General features: G+C 45.0%; 21 protein-coding genes. 9 read left to right on the top strand and 12 right to left on the bottom strand.

Annotated features, from left to right (window positions below):
• The first annotated feature begins 262 nt into the window (after nucleotides 1-262).
• A complete protein-coding gene (locus DD616_RS09040) occupies nucleotides 263-1,552 on the top strand; it encodes a citrate synthase (RefSeq protein ID WP_017042719.1) in 1,290 nt (429 codons plus the stop codon).
• 85 nt (nucleotides 1,553-1,637) lie between these two features.
• On the opposite strand, the gene DD616_RS09035 is transcribed toward DD616_RS09040, so the two are convergent.
• Complete coding sequence (locus DD616_RS09035) at nucleotides 1,638-2,393, bottom strand: Nif3-like dinuclear metal center hexameric protein (protein WP_013856344.1); 756 nt, start codon at nucleotides 2,391-2,393, stop codon at nucleotides 1,638-1,640.
• Between the two features lie 86 nt (nucleotides 2,394-2,479).
• On the opposite strand from DD616_RS09035, the gene DD616_RS09030 reads away from it, so the two are divergent.
• Complete coding sequence (locus DD616_RS09030; protein ID WP_208872187.1) at nucleotides 2,480-3,238, top strand: DUF1853 family protein; 759 nt, start codon at nucleotides 2,480-2,482, stop codon at nucleotides 3,236-3,238.
• A gap of 68 nt (nucleotides 3,239-3,306) precedes the next feature.
• Here the strand turns inward: DD616_RS09030 and pgm are convergent, their stop codons facing one another.
• The gene (gene pgm, locus DD616_RS09025) at nucleotides 3,307-4,953 is read right to left on the bottom strand and encodes a phosphoglucomutase (alpha-D-glucose-1,6-bisphosphate-dependent) (RefSeq protein ID WP_026028060.1); all 1,647 of its coding nucleotides are present in this window, start codon (nucleotides 4,951-4,953) and stop codon (nucleotides 3,307-3,309) included.
• 110 nt (nucleotides 4,954-5,063) lie between these two features.
• A complete protein-coding gene (gene seqA / locus DD616_RS09020) occupies nucleotides 5,064-5,609 on the bottom strand; it encodes a replication initiation negative regulator SeqA (protein WP_010318681.1) in 546 nt (181 codons plus the stop codon).
• Between the two features lie 92 nt (nucleotides 5,610-5,701).
• Between seqA and DD616_RS09015 the strand changes: the two genes are divergently transcribed.
• The 3 genes from DD616_RS09015 to fldA all read left to right on the top strand — a co-directional run bounded on the left by DD616_RS09015 (nucleotide 5,702) and on the right by fldA (nucleotide 7,384).
• A complete protein-coding gene (locus tag DD616_RS09015) occupies nucleotides 5,702-6,472 on the top strand; it encodes an alpha/beta fold hydrolase (protein WP_017045728.1) in 771 nt (256 codons plus the stop codon).
• Nucleotides 6,473-6,580: 108 nt separating this feature from the next.
• The gene (locus DD616_RS09010) at nucleotides 6,581-6,802 is read left to right on the top strand and encodes a DUF2788 domain-containing protein (RefSeq protein ID WP_010318683.1); all 222 of its coding nucleotides are present in this window, start codon (nucleotides 6,581-6,583) and stop codon (nucleotides 6,800-6,802) included.
• A gap of 48 nt (nucleotides 6,803-6,850) precedes the next feature.
• Nucleotides 6,851-7,384 carry a flavodoxin FldA gene (gene fldA, locus DD616_RS09005; protein ID WP_013856340.1) on the top strand — a complete coding sequence of 178 codons (534 nt, stop codon included), beginning with the start codon at nucleotides 6,851-6,853 and terminating at the stop codon, nucleotides 7,382-7,384.
• A gap of 70 nt (nucleotides 7,385-7,454) precedes the next feature.
• On the opposite strand, the gene DD616_RS09000 is transcribed toward fldA, so the two are convergent.
• Nucleotides 7,455-8,156, bottom strand: a complete 702-nt coding sequence (locus DD616_RS09000) for an LrgB family protein (RefSeq protein ID WP_013856339.1) — start codon at nucleotides 8,154-8,156, stop codon at nucleotides 7,455-7,457.
• Nucleotides 8,153-8,599 carry a CidA/LrgA family protein gene (locus tag DD616_RS08995; protein WP_013856338.1) on the bottom strand — a complete coding sequence of 149 codons (447 nt, stop codon included), beginning with the start codon at nucleotides 8,597-8,599 and terminating at the stop codon, nucleotides 8,153-8,155. Before DD616_RS08995 ends, DD616_RS09000 begins: the two co-directional genes overlap by 4 nt.
• A 116-nt stretch (nucleotides 8,600-8,715) precedes the next feature.
• On the opposite strand from DD616_RS08995, the gene DD616_RS08990 reads away from it, so the two are divergent.
• The gene (locus DD616_RS08990; RefSeq protein ID WP_094129040.1) at nucleotides 8,716-9,600 is read left to right on the top strand and encodes a LysR family transcriptional regulator; all 885 of its coding nucleotides are present in this window, start codon (nucleotides 8,716-8,718) and stop codon (nucleotides 9,598-9,600) included.
• On the opposite strand, the gene DD616_RS08985 is transcribed toward DD616_RS08990, so the two are convergent.
• Nucleotides 9,597-10,115: a DUF4442 domain-containing protein gene (locus tag DD616_RS08985; RefSeq protein ID WP_010318688.1), complete on the bottom strand. Its 519-nt coding sequence runs from the start codon at nucleotides 10,113-10,115 to the stop codon at nucleotides 9,597-9,599. The genes DD616_RS08990 and DD616_RS08985 overlap by 4 nt on opposite strands.
• A 214-nt stretch (nucleotides 10,116-10,329) precedes the next feature.
• Between DD616_RS08985 and fcrX the strand changes: the two genes are divergently transcribed.
• Nucleotides 10,330-10,779, top strand: a complete 450-nt coding sequence (fcrX, locus tag DD616_RS08980) for a ferric iron uptake transcriptional regulator FcrX (RefSeq protein ID WP_010318689.1) — start codon at nucleotides 10,330-10,332, stop codon at nucleotides 10,777-10,779.
• A 114-nt stretch (nucleotides 10,780-10,893) separates the two neighbouring features.
• Here the strand turns inward: fcrX and DD616_RS08975 are convergent, their stop codons facing one another.
• The 3 genes from DD616_RS08975 to fabB all read right to left on the bottom strand — a co-directional run bounded on the left by DD616_RS08975 (nucleotide 10,894) and on the right by fabB (nucleotide 14,474).
• Entirely contained in the window at nucleotides 10,894-11,907 is a 1,014-nt protein-coding gene (locus DD616_RS08975; protein WP_013856334.1) for an aspartate-semialdehyde dehydrogenase, read from the bottom strand.
• Nucleotides 11,891-13,036 carry a 4-phosphoerythronate dehydrogenase gene (locus tag DD616_RS08970; RefSeq protein WP_026028062.1) on the bottom strand — a complete coding sequence of 382 codons (1,146 nt, stop codon included), beginning with the start codon at nucleotides 13,034-13,036 and terminating at the stop codon, nucleotides 11,891-11,893. The genes DD616_RS08975 and DD616_RS08970 overlap by 17 nt, the downstream gene beginning before the upstream one ends.
• Nucleotides 13,037-13,262: 226 nt before the next feature.
• The gene (gene fabB / locus DD616_RS08965; protein ID WP_017047845.1) at nucleotides 13,263-14,474 is read right to left on the bottom strand and encodes a beta-ketoacyl-ACP synthase I; all 1,212 of its coding nucleotides are present in this window, start codon (nucleotides 14,472-14,474) and stop codon (nucleotides 13,263-13,265) included.
• A 127-nt stretch (nucleotides 14,475-14,601) separates the two neighbouring features.
• Here fabB and mnmC point away from each other — a divergent pair, with 127 nt between their 5' ends.
• Nucleotides 14,602-16,629, top strand: a complete 2,028-nt coding sequence (gene mnmC / locus DD616_RS08960) for a bifunctional tRNA (5-methylaminomethyl-2-thiouridine)(34)-methyltransferase MnmC2/FAD-dependent 5-carboxymethylaminomethyl-2-thiouridine(34) oxidoreductase MnmC1 (RefSeq protein ID WP_208872186.1) — start codon at nucleotides 14,602-14,604, stop codon at nucleotides 16,627-16,629.
• Nucleotides 16,630-16,743: 114 nt separating this feature from the next.
• Here mnmC and DD616_RS08955 read toward each other — a convergent pair whose 3' ends face one another.
• From DD616_RS08955 to DD616_RS08945, 3 genes are all read right to left on the bottom strand, one after another.
• Nucleotides 16,744-17,268, bottom strand: a complete 525-nt coding sequence (locus tag DD616_RS08955) for an NADPH-dependent FMN reductase (RefSeq protein WP_026028358.1) — start codon at nucleotides 17,266-17,268, stop codon at nucleotides 16,744-16,746.
• A gap of 117 nt (nucleotides 17,269-17,385) precedes the next feature.
• Nucleotides 17,386-17,649, bottom strand: coding sequence for a YfcL family protein (locus DD616_RS08950; protein WP_013856329.1), 264 nt, complete (start codon nucleotides 17,647-17,649; stop codon nucleotides 17,386-17,388).
• Between the two features lie 32 nt (nucleotides 17,650-17,681).
• Entirely contained in the window at nucleotides 17,682-18,212 is a 531-nt protein-coding gene (locus DD616_RS08945) for an elongation factor P hydroxylase (protein WP_017045732.1), read from the bottom strand.
• Between the two features lie 234 nt (nucleotides 18,213-18,446).
• On the opposite strand from DD616_RS08945, the gene DD616_RS08940 reads away from it, so the two are divergent.
• Entirely contained in the window at nucleotides 18,447-19,070 is a 624-nt protein-coding gene (locus DD616_RS08940) for a trimeric intracellular cation channel family protein (RefSeq protein ID WP_026027295.1), read from the top strand.
• The last annotated feature ends 64 nt before the right edge of the window (nucleotides 19,071-19,134 follow it).

Genomic DNA, 19,134 nt, shown 5'->3' with positions numbered 1-19,134 from the left:
GCAATACTGAAATACAGTTTCTAGCCTTTTATTTATAAGGTGTTCACCAAAATTTTCAGTGCCACTATACGGCTCGCAACATTCTAATACAATTGATGTAACAATTTTTGCTACACAGAACAGATTTTTAACTTTATATGTATAAAAAATCAAAACAAGTGCACACATCAGACGAGAAAAATTGACTTTAATTAAGAACACACGTAAAAAAATGTCACACAAACATCCTGGACGGATTAAATAATAAACAAAGGAGATTGTTATGGCAGATAAGAAAGCGACCCTTCATATTGAAGGTAAAGCGCCAATCGAGCTGCCGATTATGGATGGGACTGTAGGCCCACAAGTAATCGACGTTCGTAAACTAGGAGCCAACGGATACTTCACTTTTGACCCTGGTTTTCTTGCCACTGCATCTTGTGAATCTCAAATCACTTATATCGATGGCGAAAAAGGGGTGTTACTGCACCGCGGCTTCCCTATTGATCAATTAGCCAATAACGCTGATTACTTGGAAGTTTGTTATATTCTTCTTTACGGTGAAGCCCCTAATCGTAAGCAATATGAAGAGTTTAAACATACGGTGACGCGTCACACTATGGTTCATGAGCAAATCGCAAGTTTCTTCCACGGTTTCCGCCGTGACGCTCACCCAATGGCTGTAATGTGTGGTGTGGTTGGAGCGCTTGCCGCGTTCTACCATGATTCACTTGATATTAATAATGATATACACCGAGAAATAGCGGCTTACCGCCTACTCTCAAAAATGCCAACATTGGCGGCGATGTGCTACAAGTATTCTGTCGGCCAACCATTTATCTACCCGCGTAATGACTTAAGCTATGCCGAGAACTTCCTACACATGATGTTTGCAACGCCGTGTGAAGAGTATGAAGTGAATCCTGTGGTTGCACGCGCGATGGATAAAATTTTCACACTGCATGCCGATCATGAACAAAACGCGTCAACCTCAACGGTTCGCCTTGCCGGTTCTTCTGGTGCTAACCCGTTTGCCTGTATTGCGGCTGGCATTGCCTCTTTGTGGGGGCCTGCTCATGGGGGGGCTAACGAAGCCTGTCTGCGTATGCTAGAAGAGATAGGCAACGTTGATAACATTCCTGAGTATGTCGTCAGAGCAAAAGATAAGGATGATCCATTCCGCTTGATGGGTTTTGGTCACCGAGTTTATAAAAACTACGACCCAAGAGCGACGGTAATGCGTGAGGCTTGCCATGAAGTGCTCAAAGAGCTGAATATTCAAGACCCACTGTTAGATGTGGCGATGGAACTTGAGCGCATCGCGCTTTCTGACGAATACTTTGTTGAGAAAAAACTCTACCCTAACGTGGATTTCTACTCAGGCATTATTCTTAAGGCTATCGGTATTCCAATCTCTATGTTTACCGTTATCTTCGCAATGTCTCGCACTATCGGTTGGATTGCCCACTGGAATGAAATGCACAGTGATCCAGATAATAAAATTGGCCGTCCTCGCCAACTTTACACTGGTCAAAAAATGCGTAACTTTAAACCGTTACACGAACGCGAATAGCAAACCCAGTCATAGTACTTAATAGAAAAGAGCGAATTCCCACTCGCTCTTTTTTCATTGGATGCATTGATCAGAAACAAACCCGCTACACAGGGTTATTGATATCGATAAACTCAACCTCAAAGCCATATTCGCTCGCTAACCATTCTCCCAGTGCCTTAACGCCATAACGTTCTGTGGCATGGTGCCCTGCAGAAAAATAATGAATATTTTGCTCTCTTGCTGAGTAGGTAGTCCGCTCTGATATTTCACCAGAGATGAACGCATCTAATCCGTGCTGCGCCGCTAGATCGACGTAATCTTGCCCACCACCAGTACACCAACCCACCGTTTTGATGATTCTGTTTGAGCTCGGAGCTACGTGCAGTGGCCGTCGTTGTAAAGCTTGCTCGATTCGTTGACTGAGCTCATCGGCTGTCAACGCTTGTTCAAAATGGCCGAACATGGCGACCGACTGCGGGTGCCCTTCTAATCCGCCATCAACATGAATCCCCAATAAATCAGCTAGCAATTTGTTATTACCTAATTCTGGATGGATGTCTAACGGCAAGTGATATGCGTATAAATTTATATCATTTCGTATCAAAGCTCGGATCCGGTGGCCTTTCATTCCACGGATGGACTCAGGCTCACTTTTCCAAAAATAACCATGATGCACTAATAAAGCGTCAGCATTTCGTTCAATTGCTTGTTCAATCAGCGCTTGCGAGGCCGTCACACCCGTCACAATCTTTTTGATTTCAGTGCGACCTTCAACTTGCAATCCATTAGGGCAATAGTCTTTAATCAATTGAGGATTAAGCTTTTGATTGAGCAGAGCTTCAAGTTTTAAATTATCCATCTTTCATTCCAAAATTGAGTTTTATCATTAGCGTGGTTATAACAATTTCAAGCTAGAATGTCGAAAAATAAGGACGAGAACAATTAATGACAATGGACCTCAACACACTGGCACACTGGGTGTCGACAACCCCTACTCTTTTTCAAGGAGAGGGTGTAGTCGCGGCGCGTACTCCTTTTTTACCCAATGTTCCGACATTGAAAGAAGAATATGGAGGGAACCCTAGATTAGGCTTTCTCTACCAGCATTTATGTTCTTTATTGTTTACGCTAAACCCCACTTATTCCGCCGTTTCTGAAGAAATTCAATTGAACGAAGCAGGAAGTACACTAGGTTCGCTAGATTTTGTCATCAAAAATAAACGCAGTCAGCGTTATGAGCATTGGGAAGTCGCAGTGAAGTTTTACCTGCTACATCAAGGGCTGTGGTATGGTCCCAATGCTCAAGATCGATTAGATCTCAAACTTGAACATATGCTGAACCACCAATTGACCCTTTCCCAATCAGCCCAATTTAGTGCGGCTTACCCACTTTGGCGTGACGTTAGCCGTCATTTACTGATGCAAGGGCGCTTATATGTAAACCCTTTTCACGATGAGCTTGTTCCTAGTGAATGCCTAGGTTATAAACTCAATCCGTCACAAATTGCTGGTTTTTGGTGTTATCAAAGCCAGTCACATCAAATAGATGAAGCGTTATTCTTACTGGAAAAGCCTCAATGGATTAGCGGGAAAGGTAAAAACTGCACGCGTTACACAGCAAATGAAGAGCATGGTTTTGTGCATTGCCAAAGTGACAGCGGAAAGTTCTGGTTCATCGTTCCCGACAGTTGGCCTCAGCTTTAACCAAGATAATAGACGACTAAATATAAAATAGGCGGCCTCTGGCCGCCTATTTTAATTGATAAGTTTGCTTACAAACCAGCGTCGGCAAAGACTTGATTAACAATCTGTTGCGCTTCCGCTTCGATTTGCTTGAGGTGCTCATCGCCCTTAAAACTTTCACAATAGATCTTATAAATATCTTCTGTGCCTGATGGACGAGCAGCAAACCAGCCATAATCAGTGGTCACTTTTAATCCACCGATGGCTGCGCCATTACCGGGAGCATGCGTCAAGCGGGCTGTGATCTCATCTCCCGCTAATGTTTGCGCAGAGACCATCTCTGGTGACAATTTGCTCAGCACTGCTTTTTGTGGGCCATTTGCGACAGCTTGAATACGACTATATTTAGACTCTCCATGTTTCGCGGCCAGATCTTCATAATATTGCTGCGGATTTTTACCTGTGACAGCGGTGATTTCCGCCGCCAGTAAGCAAAGGATAATACCGTCTTTATCCGTTGACCAAGGCGTTCCGTCTTTACGCAGGAATGACGCACCTGCGCTCTCTTCACCACCAAAACCGAAGTGACCACTGTATAAGCCATCAACAAACCACTTAAAGCCGACAGGTACTTCACACAGCTCACGGCCAAGATCGGCGACCACACGGTCAATCAATGCACTTGATACTAACGTTTTACCAACAGCCACTTCTTTACGCCATTGCTTGCGGTGACGATACAGATAATCGATGCATACGGCTAAGAAATGGTTTGGGTTCATCAAACCTTTCGGAGTGACAATGCCGTGGCGGTCGTAGTCAGGGTCATTACCAAACGCGAGATCATACTGATCTTTTAACGCTAATAACCCCGCCATTGCATAAGGAGAAGAACAGTCCATACGCACTACACCATCTTTATCGAGTGACATAAATTGGAATGTCGGATCCACCGCTTCGCTCACCAGTGTTAAATCAAGCTGATACGCTTTGCCAATTTGACGCCAGTAATCAATACCACTGCCACCGAGCGGATCAACACCCAGTTTTAGATTGGCTTTTTGGATGGCCTCCATATCAATCACATTCACTAAGTCATCAATATAAGGTTTCACAAGATCAACTTGTTTAAACAGCGGCGATTGCTTTGCCGACATAATAGGCAGACGCTTCACGCCTTGCATGCCTTCTGCAATGATCTCATTGGCTCGGTTTTCAATCGCTTGGGTGATTTCCCCTTCAGCAGGGCCGCCATGGGTAGGATTGTATTTAATACCACCATCTTGCGGTGGATTATGAGAAGGTGTGATCACAATCCCATCAGCTTTTTGCGCGTGCTTCAAGTTATGAGTCAAGATTGCGTGTGAAATACCCGGCGTTGGCGTATAGCCATTATCCTGTTGAACGATCACTTCAATTTCATTAGCGATCAGTACTTCAAGTACACTAGAAAAAGCAGGCTCAGAGAGTGCGTGCGTGTCTTTTCCGACAAAAATCGGCCCAGTGGTTCCTTGCTGAGCGCGCACTTCTGCTACCGCTTGAGCAATAGCAAGAATGTGGTTTTCGTTAAATGTCGATTTATCCGCGCAACCACGATGCCCCGAAGTACCAAATTGTACTTTATGGTCTGGGTTAGCCGCATCAGGTTGAAGTAAAAAGTAGTTTGCAACGAGCGCAGGGATATTATGTAAGTCTTCCTGCCGTGCTTTTTGTCCGGCGCGTGGGTGCATAGCCATTTTTGACATCCTTTCTTAAAATAACAACGAAATAAAAAGCCTCATGATACGGACTTAGTGGTCCGCAGTATGAGGCTTGAATCAGATTTTTATCTATGAATGGGCACAAATCAGATTGAGTGCGTCACTTTCTCAATAATGTCACTCGGGAAATTCATCAATACCATCAGCTGCTCGATCATCTGTTGTTTGCGGCTAGTATTGTTATTGGTAATGACCCAAAATGGTGTGTTTGGAATCGCTCTTGGCTTGGTTGTCTGCCCACTAGCAAGCAAGGTTTGCTCGTTGTCAGCAAAATACACACGCTTACGTCCTTTCACTAAGGTCGCTTCAGCAAAACTTACTGGATCGATACGGTATAAGGTTGAAAGCACCAACATAAAACGATCAATTGCTTTTTTCAAAGCCGCAAATTCATCAGAAATGAGCAAAGAACGCATCTCTTTTACGCTATCAATCTGTATCTCTTGTACGGCATCTTTACTCACAACAATGCCCTTGGGCTCGGTACTTACTTGCGTCACGACCGCTGCTGCAGACACTTTACCGTCAACATTGAGCAAACGGCGTAAAATATCCGACGCGCTTTCTCCAATATGTTGGGTTTGGCTGGCAATATAACGGTATAGATCCTCATCAACCTCAATTGTTTTCATTCGCTTTTCACAATCTCAATGTTTAAACTCTGAGGGATTATAGCGAGATCTTCACTGATACTCTACGTTAAACCAATCACTAATAAGATAAAATGTCAGCACTTCTTAATTACAAACTCGAAGGTGAAGGTCACACCGTTGTTTTGATCCATGGTTTATTCGGCAATTTAGACAACCTAGGTTTACTTGCAAGAGACCTAAAAGCCGATCACCAAGTATTGAGTATTGACTTGCGTAATCACGGTCAATCATTTCACAGTGAGGAACATGATTACGCGAGCATGGCATTCGATGTTGCTAGTTTACTCGAAGAGTTAGCTTGTGATTCAGTCACGCTGATTGGCCATTCAATGGGCGGTAAAGTTGCCATGAAGCTGGCTGACATCGCCTCATCCAAAGTCGCCAAACTGGTGGTTTTAGATATGGCACCCGTTAGCTATCAGCATCGGAAACATGATAACGTACTGGCGGGGCTCAACGCGGTTATTGCGCAGCAGCCTACCTCGCGAGCAGAGGTCATGGCCATTTTAGCGCAACATATTGAGCTAGAAGGCGTACGACAATTTCTCAGTAAATCGTTATTTAAACGAGAAGATGGTGTAATGAGCTGGCGTTTTAATGTTCCCGCCATTGAAAAAAATTACTGGAATATTTTAGGCTGGGAACCAATCCCTTGCAGCTCTGTTCCAACCTTATTGGTTAAAGGCAGCAACTCTGACTATCTACTAGCGGAACACCAAGAAATGATCCAGCAGCAGTTTAGCCAAGCGAAAGCGCACGTCATCGCCAACACAGGGCACTGGCTACACGCAGAAAAGCCCGTTGAAGTTTTACGAGCGATCAGGAAGTTCATTGGCAGCTAGCCGCTTTACTGTGAAACAACAAGTGTGAAATAGGTACCAATGCGCGCATTAACTTTGACGAATAACAGTGTTATAGTGCGCTCAAGCAAATTGGCATAAAGGATACCCATGCTGTACGACTACATGAACATGCTTGAGTCGATTGGACTCGATCTTCTTTTTGCGTCTATATTTTTCCTTATCGGTATGGCAATAAAAGATGTCCTTAAGCAAGGTAATGTACCGCCATTTGGGCGCCGTATTGTATGGCTAGTTCTGTTTTTAGGTTGTGCTGGCTTTATCCTTAAAGGACTTATCCAACTCAGTTGGGAAGGTACCGGACTGGGGTAAAGAACACGCTCATCCGCCAGAAAATGACAAATTAAAGGTAATGATTCTATGGCAAGTGTAGGCCTCTTCTTTGGTAGCGATACCGGTAATACTGAAGCCGTTGCGAAAATGATTCAAAAGCAACTGGGTAAGCAGCTCGTTCACGTTCAAGATATTGCGAAAAGCAGCAAAGAAGACATTGATAATTTTGACTTATTGTTACTGGGTATCCCTACTTGGTACTACGGCGAAGCACAATGTGATTGGGATGATTTTTTCCCAGAATTAGAAGCGATCGACTTCTCGACGAAATTAGTTGCTATTTTCGGTTGCGGCGATCAAGAAGACTACGCTGAATACTTCTGTGACGCGATGGGTACAGTGCGTGACATTATCGAAAGCAAAGGCGCAACGATTATTGGCCACTGGCCAACTGAAGGTTATGAATTCGAAGCCTCTAAAGCCTTGGTTGCGGGTGACAATAGCCACTTTATTGGTTTATGCATCGATGAAGATCGTCAACCAGAGTTGACTGAACAGCGCGTCAGCACATGGGTTAAGCAGATTTATGAAGAGATGTGTTTAGCCGAACTTGAAGGCTAATCTCTTAAACATAAAAAATCCCCTTGCGAGGGGATTTTTTATTGACCCGTATACAACAGCACTCTTTTCTTTACCAAAGTAGACGGCCGATAAATGGAGCAAGCAACACAGTGACCATTCCCGCAATCATCATCACCACACTCGACACGACCCCTTCAGCATTGCCAATTTGATACGCTTTTGCCGTTCCTGCACCGTGCGCGGAAGCGCCAAGACTGGCTCCTTTACCAAGCCCAGAGCGAATGGATAATAACGCTAACACCACTTCACCTACCGCCATGCCTATCACCCCAGTAAGTACCACAAATAGAGCAGTCAGATCACTTTGCCCACCAATTGACTTCGTCGCCTCAACAGCAAAAGGGGTGGTAATCGAGCGCATCGCTAAACTGCGCTGAAGCATATCGGGTAATTCAAACCAACGAGCCAACAAAACCGTGCTCCCCACAGCCACCACAACCGATACGATCACTCCCACGGATAGAGAGAGCCAGTGGCGCTTGATCAACAATCGGTTGTCATAGACAGGAATAGCAAAAGCCACTGTCGCCGGACCAAGTAGCCACAATAACCAATGAGATTCTGCCATATAGGTTTGGTAAGGGATGTGAAAGATCATCACAACAGCCACTAACAATATAGGGGCCAATAGCAGCGGCATTAAGAAAATAGAACGTTTACGTTGATAAAGGCACTTGCTGCCATAGTAAAAAGCCAAGGTTAGCAGCAAGCAAAATACACCAAGCAGCGTTGAGGTAAGTAGTGAGCTCATGATGAACGCTCCACTTTGGTTAGGCGTATTGCCCGGTTGCTTTTTCTACGCGCTAATATCAGCTCTAAACGATACATTTTATCAACGGTCCAAGCAGTAATAGCAATGACCATGATGGTACTGATGACAAGTACCGCCATAATTCGTAACCCTTGCTGTTGCATTAACTCTTGATAGTTAACGACCGCAATGACCGCTGGTACAAAGAACAACAGCATTTCCGCCAATAACCAAGTTGCTCCCTTGCGCAGCCAATCAACTTTTACAACTCTCATAATCACTAAAGTTAACAGCAATAGCATGCCCGTTAAATTTGCTGGTAAAGGAATATGAAAAGTGCTGACTAGAAAATCCGCCAAAAACCAGATCATTGATAGCGCAACAACTTGTACCACTGTTTGCAGATTGTTTTTTACTCTTTGGCTGTTTCTTATTCTTTGCATGATGAGACTAATGCCGTTTTGTGAAATTAGTCACATTATATTAAGCCATAAAACCATCGTAAAATGACTTTTTATTATCATTTTCATGCCAAAATGGAATGATAAAAGGAGATATTATGGATATTAAAGCACTGCGCTATTTTGTTGAATTGGTCAATCAACAAAGCTTTACCCGCGCATCCGAGCAACTGTTCGTCACCCAACCCACCATCAGTAAGATGATCCGCAGTCTAGAGCAGGAAATTGAACAGCCACTATTACATCGTGAAGGTCGACGTTTCTGGCTTACCGATGCAGGAGAGGTTGTCTATCAAAGAGCGCTAGAGATCTTAGCGCAGATGTCTCAGTTAGAAGCCGAGCTGGTCGATCTCAATCAGGTAAAGCGGGGACAACTGCATCTCGGTATTCCACCAATGGTTGGACACCTTTACGCAGGTCTGATCCGCCAATACCGTCAAACCTACCCTCATGTAGAGCTCACCATCGTTGAGTATGGCGGACGTAAAATAGAGCAAGCTATCCTCAATGGCGAAATTGACGTCGCCGTCACCATGCTTTCGCCTCATCCGATTGATAATCTGCGGTCACTCTCCTTAGACAGTTACCCCATTTGCGCCGTACTCCCCGATTCATCTCCTTGGAAGCAGCAAGAAGCCATCGGTTGGGAGCAACTACAAAATGAGCCATTTTACCTCTATACCCATGATTTTACGCTGAGTGACTACATCCACTCATTCTGCCTACAACACGGATTTACACCACAAGTTGCAGCGCGCAGTAGCCAGTGGGATTTTTTAGTCGCGTTGGTCAAAAGTGGCGTAGGTGTTGCCTTTCTACCCGAACCACTTTGTCGACGAATTCAAGGAGAAGGCGTCTTAGTCAAACCGATGACACCCAGTATTGATTGGCACTTAGGATTAATATGGCACGCGGAACGGTACGTTTCTCGCACCGCCGAAGCTTGGATTGAGCTGTGTCAAATGCAGAATGGACAGCCTTAGCGGTCACAAAAAGTAACCATTTTGTCTGCATCACTCTCTTCTCTGTATTTAGGTTTTTTGCGCACGTACAATTTACGTTGCACTTCAGAGACCACTTCGCCTTTGGCATCCTTAACATGGATAACAAATTCCGGAAAGCATTTATCCCCATTGGCCGTGCTCACTAAGATTGAATCCAGTTGGTCTTGCGTTATCAGAAACTCCGCATACAAATCAGAATGGCCCGGTTTGATAAAGTTGATGCTGGCTTCTTTGTCCCATACATAATATTGCTCACCCAAAATCCCCATTAACATCAAAGAGTAAACAGGGTCCGTGAGAGAGAAAATGCTGCCACCATACTGAGTGCGATTAGCATTTTTGTTCCACCACCGCAGCTTTAGGCGCATTTTCACCTGACGGAAGTCGCTACTAATTTCATCAATGTGGATACCAGCGCCCCAAAAAGGGGGCCAGCTATTTAACGCCCACTTAACAATATTTGGCTTATAAAATCTTGCTAAAGAGTGATTCATTCCGTGCTCACCTTTTAAACCTATCGACTCAATCACTAATAAATGTTACGCAATTGTAACTGGTAAGAGCTGTTATATCAGTGATATTGCGCGGCTTTGTGACAAATATAAAGTAACCCTTTGAACTTCGTGGTTTATTGTTAGCAGTGACTCCCCTATAATGATCGCAATTATGAATTCTGTTAACTGCTGCAGATCATCAACAGGAAAGTGTATGTCAGATAATAACCAAGCGCTCAAGGATGCAGGTCTTAAAGTTACCCTTCCTAGGCTAAAAATTTTAGAAGTGCTACAGCAGCCTGAATGCCAACATATCAGCGCTGAAGAACTGTATAAGAAATTGATTGATCTTGGTGAAGAAATCGGTCTTGCGACTGTTTATCGAGTATTAAACCAATTTGATGATGCGGGTATTGTCACTCGTCACCATTTTGAAGGTGGAAAATCCGTTTTTGAACTTTCAACACAACACCACCACGACCACTTAGTATGCTTAGATTGTGGTGAAGTGATTGAGTTTTCAGATGAGGTGATCGAACAACGCCAAAGAGAGATTGCCGAGCAATATAATGTACAGCTCACCAATCACAGTCTTTATCTATATGGTAAATGTGCCGACGGCAGTTGCAAGCAGAACCCTAACGCGCACAAGTCAAAAAGATAGCCATCATTCTCAGCCTTAAGCTGGACGATAATAAAAAAGCCGGGTGAATCAATCACTCGGCTTTTTTATGTAGAGAGAAAGGAGTGGTAAGCCACTCCTTTTACTAGGTATTAATTAGAAATAATCTCGAATCAACACTTCCGCAATTTGTACCGCATTTGTTGCAGCGCCTTTTCTCACGTTATCTGCCACTACCCACATGTTAATGCCACTGTGGTGACTGATATCGTTGCGAATACGCCCTACAAGAACCGTATCCTTCCCTCCCGCATCGCGAACTTGCGTGGGGAAATCATTCCCACTGAATACTTCAATACCTTCAGTTTTCTCTAATAACTCAATAACTTGCTCAGCATCAATCGGTAAGCGTGTTTCAATATGCAGTGACTCAGCATGGCCGTAAAAAACTGGCACGCGTACACAAGTTGGGTTGACCATAATGGTTGAGTCATTGAATATTTTTTGCGTTTCCCACACCATTTTCATCTCTTCCTTGGTGTAACCATTATCCATAAACTGGTCGATTTGTGGGATGCAGTTAAACGCAATTTGCTGGCTAAACACATCAGGATCGGCCGAAACACCGTTTAACAGCCTTGCGGTTTGTCCCGCCAACTCATCAATGCCTGACTTCCCAGCTCCTGAAACGGACTGATAAGTTGATACGTTAATTCGCTCGATACCCACAGCATCGTGAATCGGCTTTAACGCCACCAACATTTGGATGGTTGAGCAGTTTGGGTTCGCAATAATATTGCGGTTACGGAAATCCGCAATCGCTTCAGGGTTCACTTCAGGCACAACAAGTGGGATATCGTACTCATAACGGAAATGTGAGGTGTTATCGATGACTACCACGCCTTCTTCTGTGGCAATAGGTGCCCATTTTGCGGACAATTCACCACCAGCGGAAAACAGTGCAATCTGAACTTGTGACCAATCGAAATCTTCAACATTTTGTACTTGTATGGTCTTACCATTGAAGCGGTAGAATTTACCTTCACTACGCTCACTGGCAAGTAGGTAAAGTTCACCAACGGGGAATTTGCGATCTTTGAGCACTTCAAGCATGGTTTCACCAACCGCGCCGGTTGCTCCTAAAATAGCGATATTAAATTCTTGGCTCATTTGTTACCTCTGTTTTAAAACCTAATTTAGCTAAGGGAGTGAGATCACACGACTCACTACCGACGACAGTCATCGCGCTATATTCTCTTCTATCCCAATAAAGTTTACGCATTTGATCAAAAGCACCTGGTTTGCCAATTTCACGGCGAAACAAGGCGTCATCTTTGCGTACGTCATAAATCAATTGGGTTAAACTGTGTAATGTTTCCTCATCCCAACCGCGTGATAAATACACTTTGGCAATGGGAGTCTCGGGTAATAAACTACTGGCATTCGCGCAATGGTCATCGCCAAGATACTCACAAAAACTATTAAAAATCATGGTCGTGCCTCGGGCTTTACCTTCTAACCCATAGCCAGCCACATGCGGCGTCGCAAAGGCGAGCAAAGGCAGCAGTTCCATATCCACTTCAGGTTCAAATTCAAACACGTCTAAAGCGGCAATAAAACCATCATTTTTCTGTAGGCGTTGTTTCAGCGCTTGGTTATCCACCACAGGGCCACGAGCCGCGTTGATCAAGATCTGATCACTGCGCAACTGGGCAAGTCGAACTTCATCAATCAAGTGATGAGTTGGCCATTCACCACTTTTAGTAATGGGTGTATGCAGCGTAATGACATCCGCTTTATCAAGTAAAACATCAAGATGAGTAAACTCGCGGCAATCACCTTGTGCTTGTTTTGGGGGATCGTTGAGCAGCACATTAATGCCAATCCCCGCTAAACACTCGGCTAAATAGCTGCCGACTTGACCAGCACCAATAATGCCAACGGTTTTCTCTAAGGCAGAAAAACCATGCTGCTGTGCTAACACCATCAATACACTGAAAACATACTCAGCCACTCCCACCTTATTACACCCCGGTGCGGCAGTAAAAAAGATGCCTCTTTCAGCCAAAAGCGCTTGATCAACGTGGTCCATACCTGCCGTCGCCGTACCAACAAACTTTAATTTATTGGCTTTCGCTAATAGTGCTTGATTTACTTTCGTAACAGAACGAATCATCAAGGCGTCAACGTCGATAAGATCATCAGCCGTTAAGCTTCTACCGGGTTTCAACACCACCTCACCAAGCTGGCTAAATAACGATTCAGCATAAGGCATGTTTTCATCAATAAGGATTTTCATAGCGGAGTTCACAATTTTCGAAATTGAAGGAATTGTGCAGAAAAGCGCACAGACTGTCGAGAAGAAATCCCGCTTTCCATAAAAATGCCCGGCTCCTCACGGAAACCGGGCAAAAACCCAGAACAAAAGGATCCCGTCCCGCTCTCCATGGGACAGAGTCTGCGTCTGTTCGATCAGCTAAGCTGACCCGCTCTGGAAACCTTTTTATTAGAGGTGTGTAGGCTCATTAGCCTTGATACTTTTTGATCACTAGCGTCGCGTTCGTACCGCCAAAACCAAAACTGTTAGACATCACACTGGTTAGCTCTTGCTCGCGCATTTCGGTCACAATATCAAGGCCATCAGCCGCTGGATCTAAATTGTCAATGTTGATGCTTGGCGCGATAAAGCCGTGGTGAAGCATCAAGGTAGAGTAGATGGCTTCATGCACACCTGCCGCACCCAATGCGTGGCCAGTCATTGCTTTTGTTGCCGAGATAGCTGGGCTGTTGCCAGCGAACACTTCTTGAATGGCACCCAACTCTTTTACATCACCGACAGGTGTGGAAGTACCATGTGTATTGACATAATCCACACTATCTACCGCTTGCATTGCCATCTTCATGCAACGCACAGCGCCTTCACCTGATGGAGCCACCATGTCGTAGCCATCGGATGTCGCACCGTAACCGACGATTTCACCGTAAATTTTTGCGCCGCGAGCCAGTGCATGCTCAAGCTCTTCAACCACAACCATGCCGCCGCCGCCTGAAATCACGAAACCATCGCGGTCAGCATCGTAAGTACGTGACGCTTTTTCTGGTGTTTCGTTGTACTTAGTTGACAGCGCACCCATTGCATCAAACATCATAGTTAAAGACCAATCGAGCTCTTCACCACCACCTGCAAACACAACATCTTGCTTACCCAATTGGATAAGTTCCATTGCGTGACCAATACAGTGAGCCGACGTCGCACAAGCGGAGCTCATGGTGTAGTTGACGCCACGGATTTTAAATGGCGTAGCAAGACAGGCTGAAACAGTCGAAGACATAGTACGTGGAACCATGTAAGGACCAACGCGCTTCACGCCTTTTGTGCGCAATGTGTCGACAGCAATAACTTGGTTATACGACGACGCACCGCCAGAACCAGCCACAATACCAGTGCGGTCATTAGAGACCTGCTCTGGTGCTAAACCTGAATCGGCAATCGCTTGTTCCATTGATAGGTATGCAAACGCGGCCGCATCACCCATAAAACGCATCTGTTTGCGATCAATATGGTCAGCAGGGTTCATTTTCAGGCTACCCCACACTTGAGAGCGTAAACCGTTCTCTTTGAACTGCTCAGAAGCGGTAATACCTGATTTGCCTGCTTTTAGAGACGCTAAAACTTCTTCGACGTTGTTACCGATACTTGAAACAATACCCATACCGGTGATTACGACTCGTTTCATGTGACATTCCTATAATTCAAAATTCGCTTAGATAATAACTAAGAAGAATAACAAAAGTGGTCAGCTTTCCCAGAAATTCGTACAATCTCGAGCTATATATCGCCCGATTTCACAGAATTACACCATTATGACCAGCATAACCAACGCAACACTGGGTTGGAATGAAGCGGGCACACCCGTTTCCGACCAATTCGATGACGTTTACTTTTCCAACGTTAACGGCCTAGAAGAGACGCGTTACGTGTTTCTTTCCCAAAATCATATACCACAAAGATGGCACCAATATGACCAAAAACGATTCGTCATTGCCGAAACGGGGTTTGGCACTGGGTTAAATTTTCTCGCTGTATGGCAAGAATTTGATGCGTTTAGGCAACAAAACCCAAATGCGCCATTGCAAGCGCTGCATTTTATCAGTTTTGAAAAATATCCGCTCCATAAACACGACTTGATAACAGCGCACCAAGCGTGGCCTGAATTAGCGACTTATGCGAAAAAGCTTCAACAACACTACCCGATTGCAGTACCAGAATGTCATCGCATTGTTCTTGATGATGGCGCCATTACCCTTGATCTTTGGTTCGGTGATATCAAAGAGTGTATGCCGCAAGTTCCCACGACTGAGCAAGGCGTGGTAGACGCATGGTTTTTGGATGGTTTTGCTCCCAGTAAAAACCCTGAAATGTGGAATCAAACGCTGTTTGAGAATATGGCCAAACTGGCGAAACACAAAGCCACGTGCGCCACTTTTACCGCCGCAGGTTTTGTACGACGCGGATTGATAGCAGCAGGCTTTTCGATGAAAAAAGTGAAAGGCTTTGGCACCAAAAGAGAGATGATTGCTGGTCAACTGGAACACAAAACGCCGTACAGCAATATAAAACCTTGGTTTGCGATTGCGCCGACGACCAATGTTACCGACGTGGCGATCATCGGCGGCGGCATTGCTAGTGCCACATTAGCTAAAATGCTCAATCGCCGCGGTATCAATGTCAGCCTGTATTGCGCCGATCCTCAGGCCGCTCAAGGTGCTTCAGGTAACCGACAAGGTGCGGTTTACCCACTGCTGAATAAAGACCACAGTGGTGTATCGCGTGTTTTTGCGCCCGCTTTTCTGTTTGCTCGGCAATTTGTTGAGCAAATGGCGCAAAGCGTCCCTTTTGATCATGATTGGTGTGGTGTGACCCAATTGATGTGGGATGAAAAATCGACCCAAAAACAGATGGCGATGCTTGAAGGGAAATTTAACCCTCAGCTAATGCACTACTGCGATCAACAAGCAACGTTACAAAACGTCGGCTTACCGACTGACATGGTCAGCTTACATTACCCACTCGGAGGATGGCTTTGCCCTGCTCAACTGACACAAGGCCTGTTTGACCAATTAAGCCAAAGTGAGCGATTCAACGCCTATTTCAATCACAAGGTGGAGTCTTTGCGCTGGGATGAAATACAACGGCAGTGGACATTAAGTGTTAATGGTAGCGAAAAGCACCATCAGTGTGTGGTCATTGCAAACGGACATCAATTTGACCATTTCGAGCAAACACAAGCGTTGCCACTTGGCAAAGTGAAAGGACAAGTAAGCCATATTCCAACCTCAGAAACATTGCAAAAGCTGAGCAGCGTGTTGTGTTACGACGGCTATATGACACCGCACAACCCCAACACTCAACAGCACTGCATTGGCGCAAGCTATGACCGAAGTCAAACCAACCAAGCATTCGATGCGGCGGCGCAGCAAGAGAATGGACAACGCTTAACCCGTTGTATTAACGACCAAAACTGGACACAGCAAGTCGATACATCTAGCAATCAATCTCGCCAAGGCGTTCGCTGTGTCAGCCGCGATCATTTGCCGTTTGTCGGGAATGTGGGCAACTTTGAACAGATCAAACTCGACTACCAGCCGTTAACGTCCCAAGATCCGCAACAGACTCCATCTGTGGCTCACTATCCTCATTTGTACTGCATGCTCGGGCTAGGATCGCGAGGGCTAAGTTCTGCGCCATTAATGGCTGAGTTGCTGGCTTCACAAATGAATGGCGATCCGCTACCACTTGCTGTTGATGTACTCGAAACGCTTCATCCAAGTCGAATGTGGGTGAGAAAACTCAAAAAAGGCAAAGCCATCACCGAACGTACTCTTCGATAAAACCCATCATAGAAAAAAGCCTTACTTATCCAGCAAGGCTTTTTTAATGCTCACTTTTTCACGCGAAAAGGCGTGAGACTTAAGGTGAGACGAACTTAAAACGAGACAAGAAAGCTATACGAGCTTCGCAATCGCGTCTTTCAATTGTGCCGCCACTTCAGGGTTAGTCACTTGACCCGTAGCCAAGTCAAAATTGTCATAAAAACTCGGTACCGAGACAGACGCTTTTACATTACCACCAAAATAAGGAGCAGAATTATTTGCCGCCGCCAAAACCGATTGCGCGCCACCAGGACCTGGAGAGCTGGCTAGGTAAACAGCAGGTTTACCTTTGAATAGTTCACGGTCAATGCGTGTTGCCCAGTCAAATAAATTTTTGTACGCTGCTGGGTAGTGACCATTATGCTCAGCAAAAGAGATAACAAACGCATCCGCTTGAGCAAGATCACGCAGAAAAGCTTGAGCGCCTTCGGCTTGACCAAGCTCTTTTTCAAGATCTTCGCTAAACATAGGAACGGTATAGTTGTTAATATCAAGCACCACCACGTCTGCACCTTCAATGAGGTGAGCGGTGTAAGTGGCCAATGCTTTATTGATTGAAGTTGAGCTGTTTGATGCTCCAAATGCGATGACTTTCATGGTGTTGCCCTTGTGTGTTCGAATATGGCTTAAGCATAGCGATCGCACAAATTAACAACAACCATAAAAATTTTACGGACTCATTCAAAGAATTCGAATGAGTTAAGTGTGGTCACCTTAAGCTTGGTTGTGAAGCTCGGTCCATAAATCGAACACAATCACGCGGTCTGCAGGCGTAAGCTCTGTGCGCGCTTGCTCTAGGCTTTGCTCAATTCGTGCTTTAAACAGAGATAGATCGTCAATTCCTTCATCTTCACACGCGGCTGCAGACAAAGAAATATGACCTCGCAAATAACCACCCGCAAACAATTCATCGTCCGATGCCGTCGCAATACGTGCATCAATCATTTCCAGCAGTTTTTCTTCAAATCCAATAATCATACAACTCTCATTTTCTCTTATTATTTAGCTAGTTACCTGATAATAAAGTGCTCTAGCCTTAATTCTGTCGTACCATAAAAAGCACGTAATGCATCTGACAGCATCTTCACTCGGGGTGGAAGTCCAACCTGTAAGATAGCGACTACCTCACGATGTACCTGAGTCATAAAGGCGATACGGTCTGGTTCAAAATCGCCGTGTAGGTTGTCACAACTCACAGTAAAAGGAAAGCCAGCACTGACCGATAAAATCCACTCATACGCTTGAGGGCGCACCTCTACTTTTTCAAATTCGGCTTGGACTTGCGCGGTTCGCCCGTCTGGTTGATACCAATAGCCAAAATCTTCCATCAATCGCCGTTCAGGGCCGGCGACGCACCAATGCGCGATTTCGTGCAGTGCCGAGGCAAAGAATCCCCGTGCGAAAATGATGCGGTGATGATTAATTTGCGCATCAGCAGGCAAGTAAATCGGCTCATCACCACCGAGCTCTAAACGCGTATTGAATGGCTCAAAAAAAGTGTCATTGAACAGGGAGATCAAGTCTTGGTATTGATGTGTCATCACTCAGTCATGCAGGCAAAAATTTCTCAACGCATTCTCTTATTTTTCTGTAGTCAGGTAAAGCCATTCAATCGCCCCATTTCATTAGTTTTATTAATCGGTCAAACGGTTTCTTGGCATAAAATCTCATTCGCCATCGCCTGACTTTACTACTACACTTGCGCCTCCATTTTTAAGTTCAACCGCTTTCTCGGTTCTTATATACCTAAGGAAGTGCTGTCGGAGTACCGCATTATGTTGCTCAGTGTTTTATATATTATTGGTATTACTGCCGAAGCGATGACTGGTGCATTGAGTGCAGGCCGTCGAAAAATGGATTGGTTCGGTGTGATGTTAGTAGCGAGTGCCACTGCGATTGGAGGCGGTACGGTGAGGGATATTTTACTCGGCCATTATCCGCTAGGTTGGGTGAAGAATCCGGAGTTTTTAGCCATTACCTGTATCGCAGGCGTTCTCACCACAGGCTTAGCTAAATGGGTAATCAAACTCAAAGGGTTGTTCATTCGTTTAGATGCATTGGGGCTAATTGTGTTCAGTATCATAGGCACAAAAGTCGCAATGGGCATGGGTTTGCATCCCGGCATTTGTATGGTTTCTGCGTTGGTCACTGGGGTGTTTGGTGGGTTATTACGCGATTTAATCTGCAGACAAACGCCACTGGTACTGCATGAAGAGCTCTACGCTTCGGTTTCATTAGTCGCTTCAGGGCTTTATTTAACCTTGCTCGCATTCGGCATCAATGATGTCACCAGCACGATAGTAACGCTTATTGTGGGTTATTTATTGCGTATGGCGGCAGTGCGTTTTAAATGGCGTTTGCCTTCTTTCCAGCTTGATGCTGAAAATCAGATTCATTAGCCATAATCCGATGTTAGATATTTAGTTAGTTAGTTAGCTGACTTGTTTCGATAAAAAATTCATT

This window comes from Vibrio anguillarum, assembly GCF_003390515.1.
Classification (GTDB): Bacteria; Pseudomonadota; Gammaproteobacteria; order Enterobacterales; family Vibrionaceae; genus Vibrio; species Vibrio anguillarum.
Note: the sequence above shows the minus strand (reverse complement) of the source record. Positions and strands in the feature narration are given on the sequence as shown.

Bases quoted from the DNA above. Each gene is read 5' to 3' on its own strand.
- DD616_RS08990 (WP_094129040.1), top strand. From the start codon at position 8,716: ATGGATATTAAAGCACTGCGCTATTTTGTTGAATTGGTCAATCAACAA.
- DD616_RS09015 (WP_017045728.1), top strand. From the start codon at position 5,702: ATGTCAGCACTTCTTAATTACAAACTCGAAGGTGAAGGTCACACCGTT.
- fldA (WP_013856340.1), top strand. From the start codon at position 6,851: ATGGCAAGTGTAGGCCTCTTCTTTGGTAGCGATACCGGTAATACTGAA.
- fcrX (WP_010318689.1), top strand. From the start codon at position 10,330: ATGTCAGATAATAACCAAGCGCTCAAGGATGCAGGTCTTAAAGTTACC.
- DD616_RS09040 (WP_017042719.1), top strand. From the start codon at position 263: ATGGCAGATAAGAAAGCGACCCTTCATATTGAAGGTAAAGCGCCAATC.
- mnmC (WP_208872186.1), top strand. From the start codon at position 14,602: ATGACCAGCATAACCAACGCAACACTGGGTTGGAATGAAGCGGGCACA.
- DD616_RS08995 (WP_013856338.1), bottom strand. From the start codon at position 8,599: ATGCAAAGAATAAGAAACAGCCAAAGAGTAAAAAACAATCTGCAAACA.
- seqA (WP_010318681.1), bottom strand. From the start codon at position 5,609: ATGAAAACAATTGAGGTTGATGAGGATCTATACCGTTATATTGCCAGC.
- pgm (WP_026028060.1), bottom strand. From the start codon at position 4,953: ATGGCTATGCACCCACGCGCCGGACAAAAAGCACGGCAGGAAGACTTA.
- DD616_RS08940 (WP_026027295.1), top strand. From the start codon at position 18,447: ATGTTGCTCAGTGTTTTATATATTATTGGTATTACTGCCGAAGCGATG.
- fabB (WP_017047845.1), bottom strand. From the start codon at position 14,474: ATGAAACGAGTCGTAATCACCGGTATGGGTATTGTTTCAAGTATCGGT.
- DD616_RS08955 (WP_026028358.1), bottom strand. From the start codon at position 17,268: ATGAAAGTCATCGCATTTGGAGCATCAAACAGCTCAACTTCAATCAAT.
- DD616_RS08975 (WP_013856334.1), bottom strand. From the start codon at position 11,907: ATGAGCCAAGAATTTAATATCGCTATTTTAGGAGCAACCGGCGCGGTT.
- DD616_RS09030 (WP_208872187.1), top strand. From the start codon at position 2,480: ATGACAATGGACCTCAACACACTGGCACACTGGGTGTCGACAACCCCT.
- DD616_RS08950 (WP_013856329.1), bottom strand. From the start codon at position 17,649: ATGATTATTGGATTTGAAGAAAAACTGCTGGAAATGATTGATGCACGT.
- DD616_RS09035 (WP_013856344.1), bottom strand. From the start codon at position 2,393: ATGGATAATTTAAAACTTGAAGCTCTGCTCAATCAAAAGCTTAATCCT.
- DD616_RS08985 (WP_010318688.1), bottom strand. From the start codon at position 10,115: ATGAATCACTCTTTAGCAAGATTTTATAAGCCAAATATTGTTAAGTGG.
- DD616_RS08970 (WP_026028062.1), bottom strand. From the start codon at position 13,036: ATGAAAATCCTTATTGATGAAAACATGCCTTATGCTGAATCGTTATTT.
- DD616_RS09000 (WP_013856339.1), bottom strand. From the start codon at position 8,156: ATGAGCTCACTACTTACCTCAACGCTGCTTGGTGTATTTTGCTTGCTG.
- DD616_RS09010 (WP_010318683.1), top strand. From the start codon at position 6,581: ATGCTGTACGACTACATGAACATGCTTGAGTCGATTGGACTCGATCTT.
- DD616_RS08945 (WP_017045732.1), bottom strand. From the start codon at position 18,212: ATGACACATCAATACCAAGACTTGATCTCCCTGTTCAATGACACTTTT.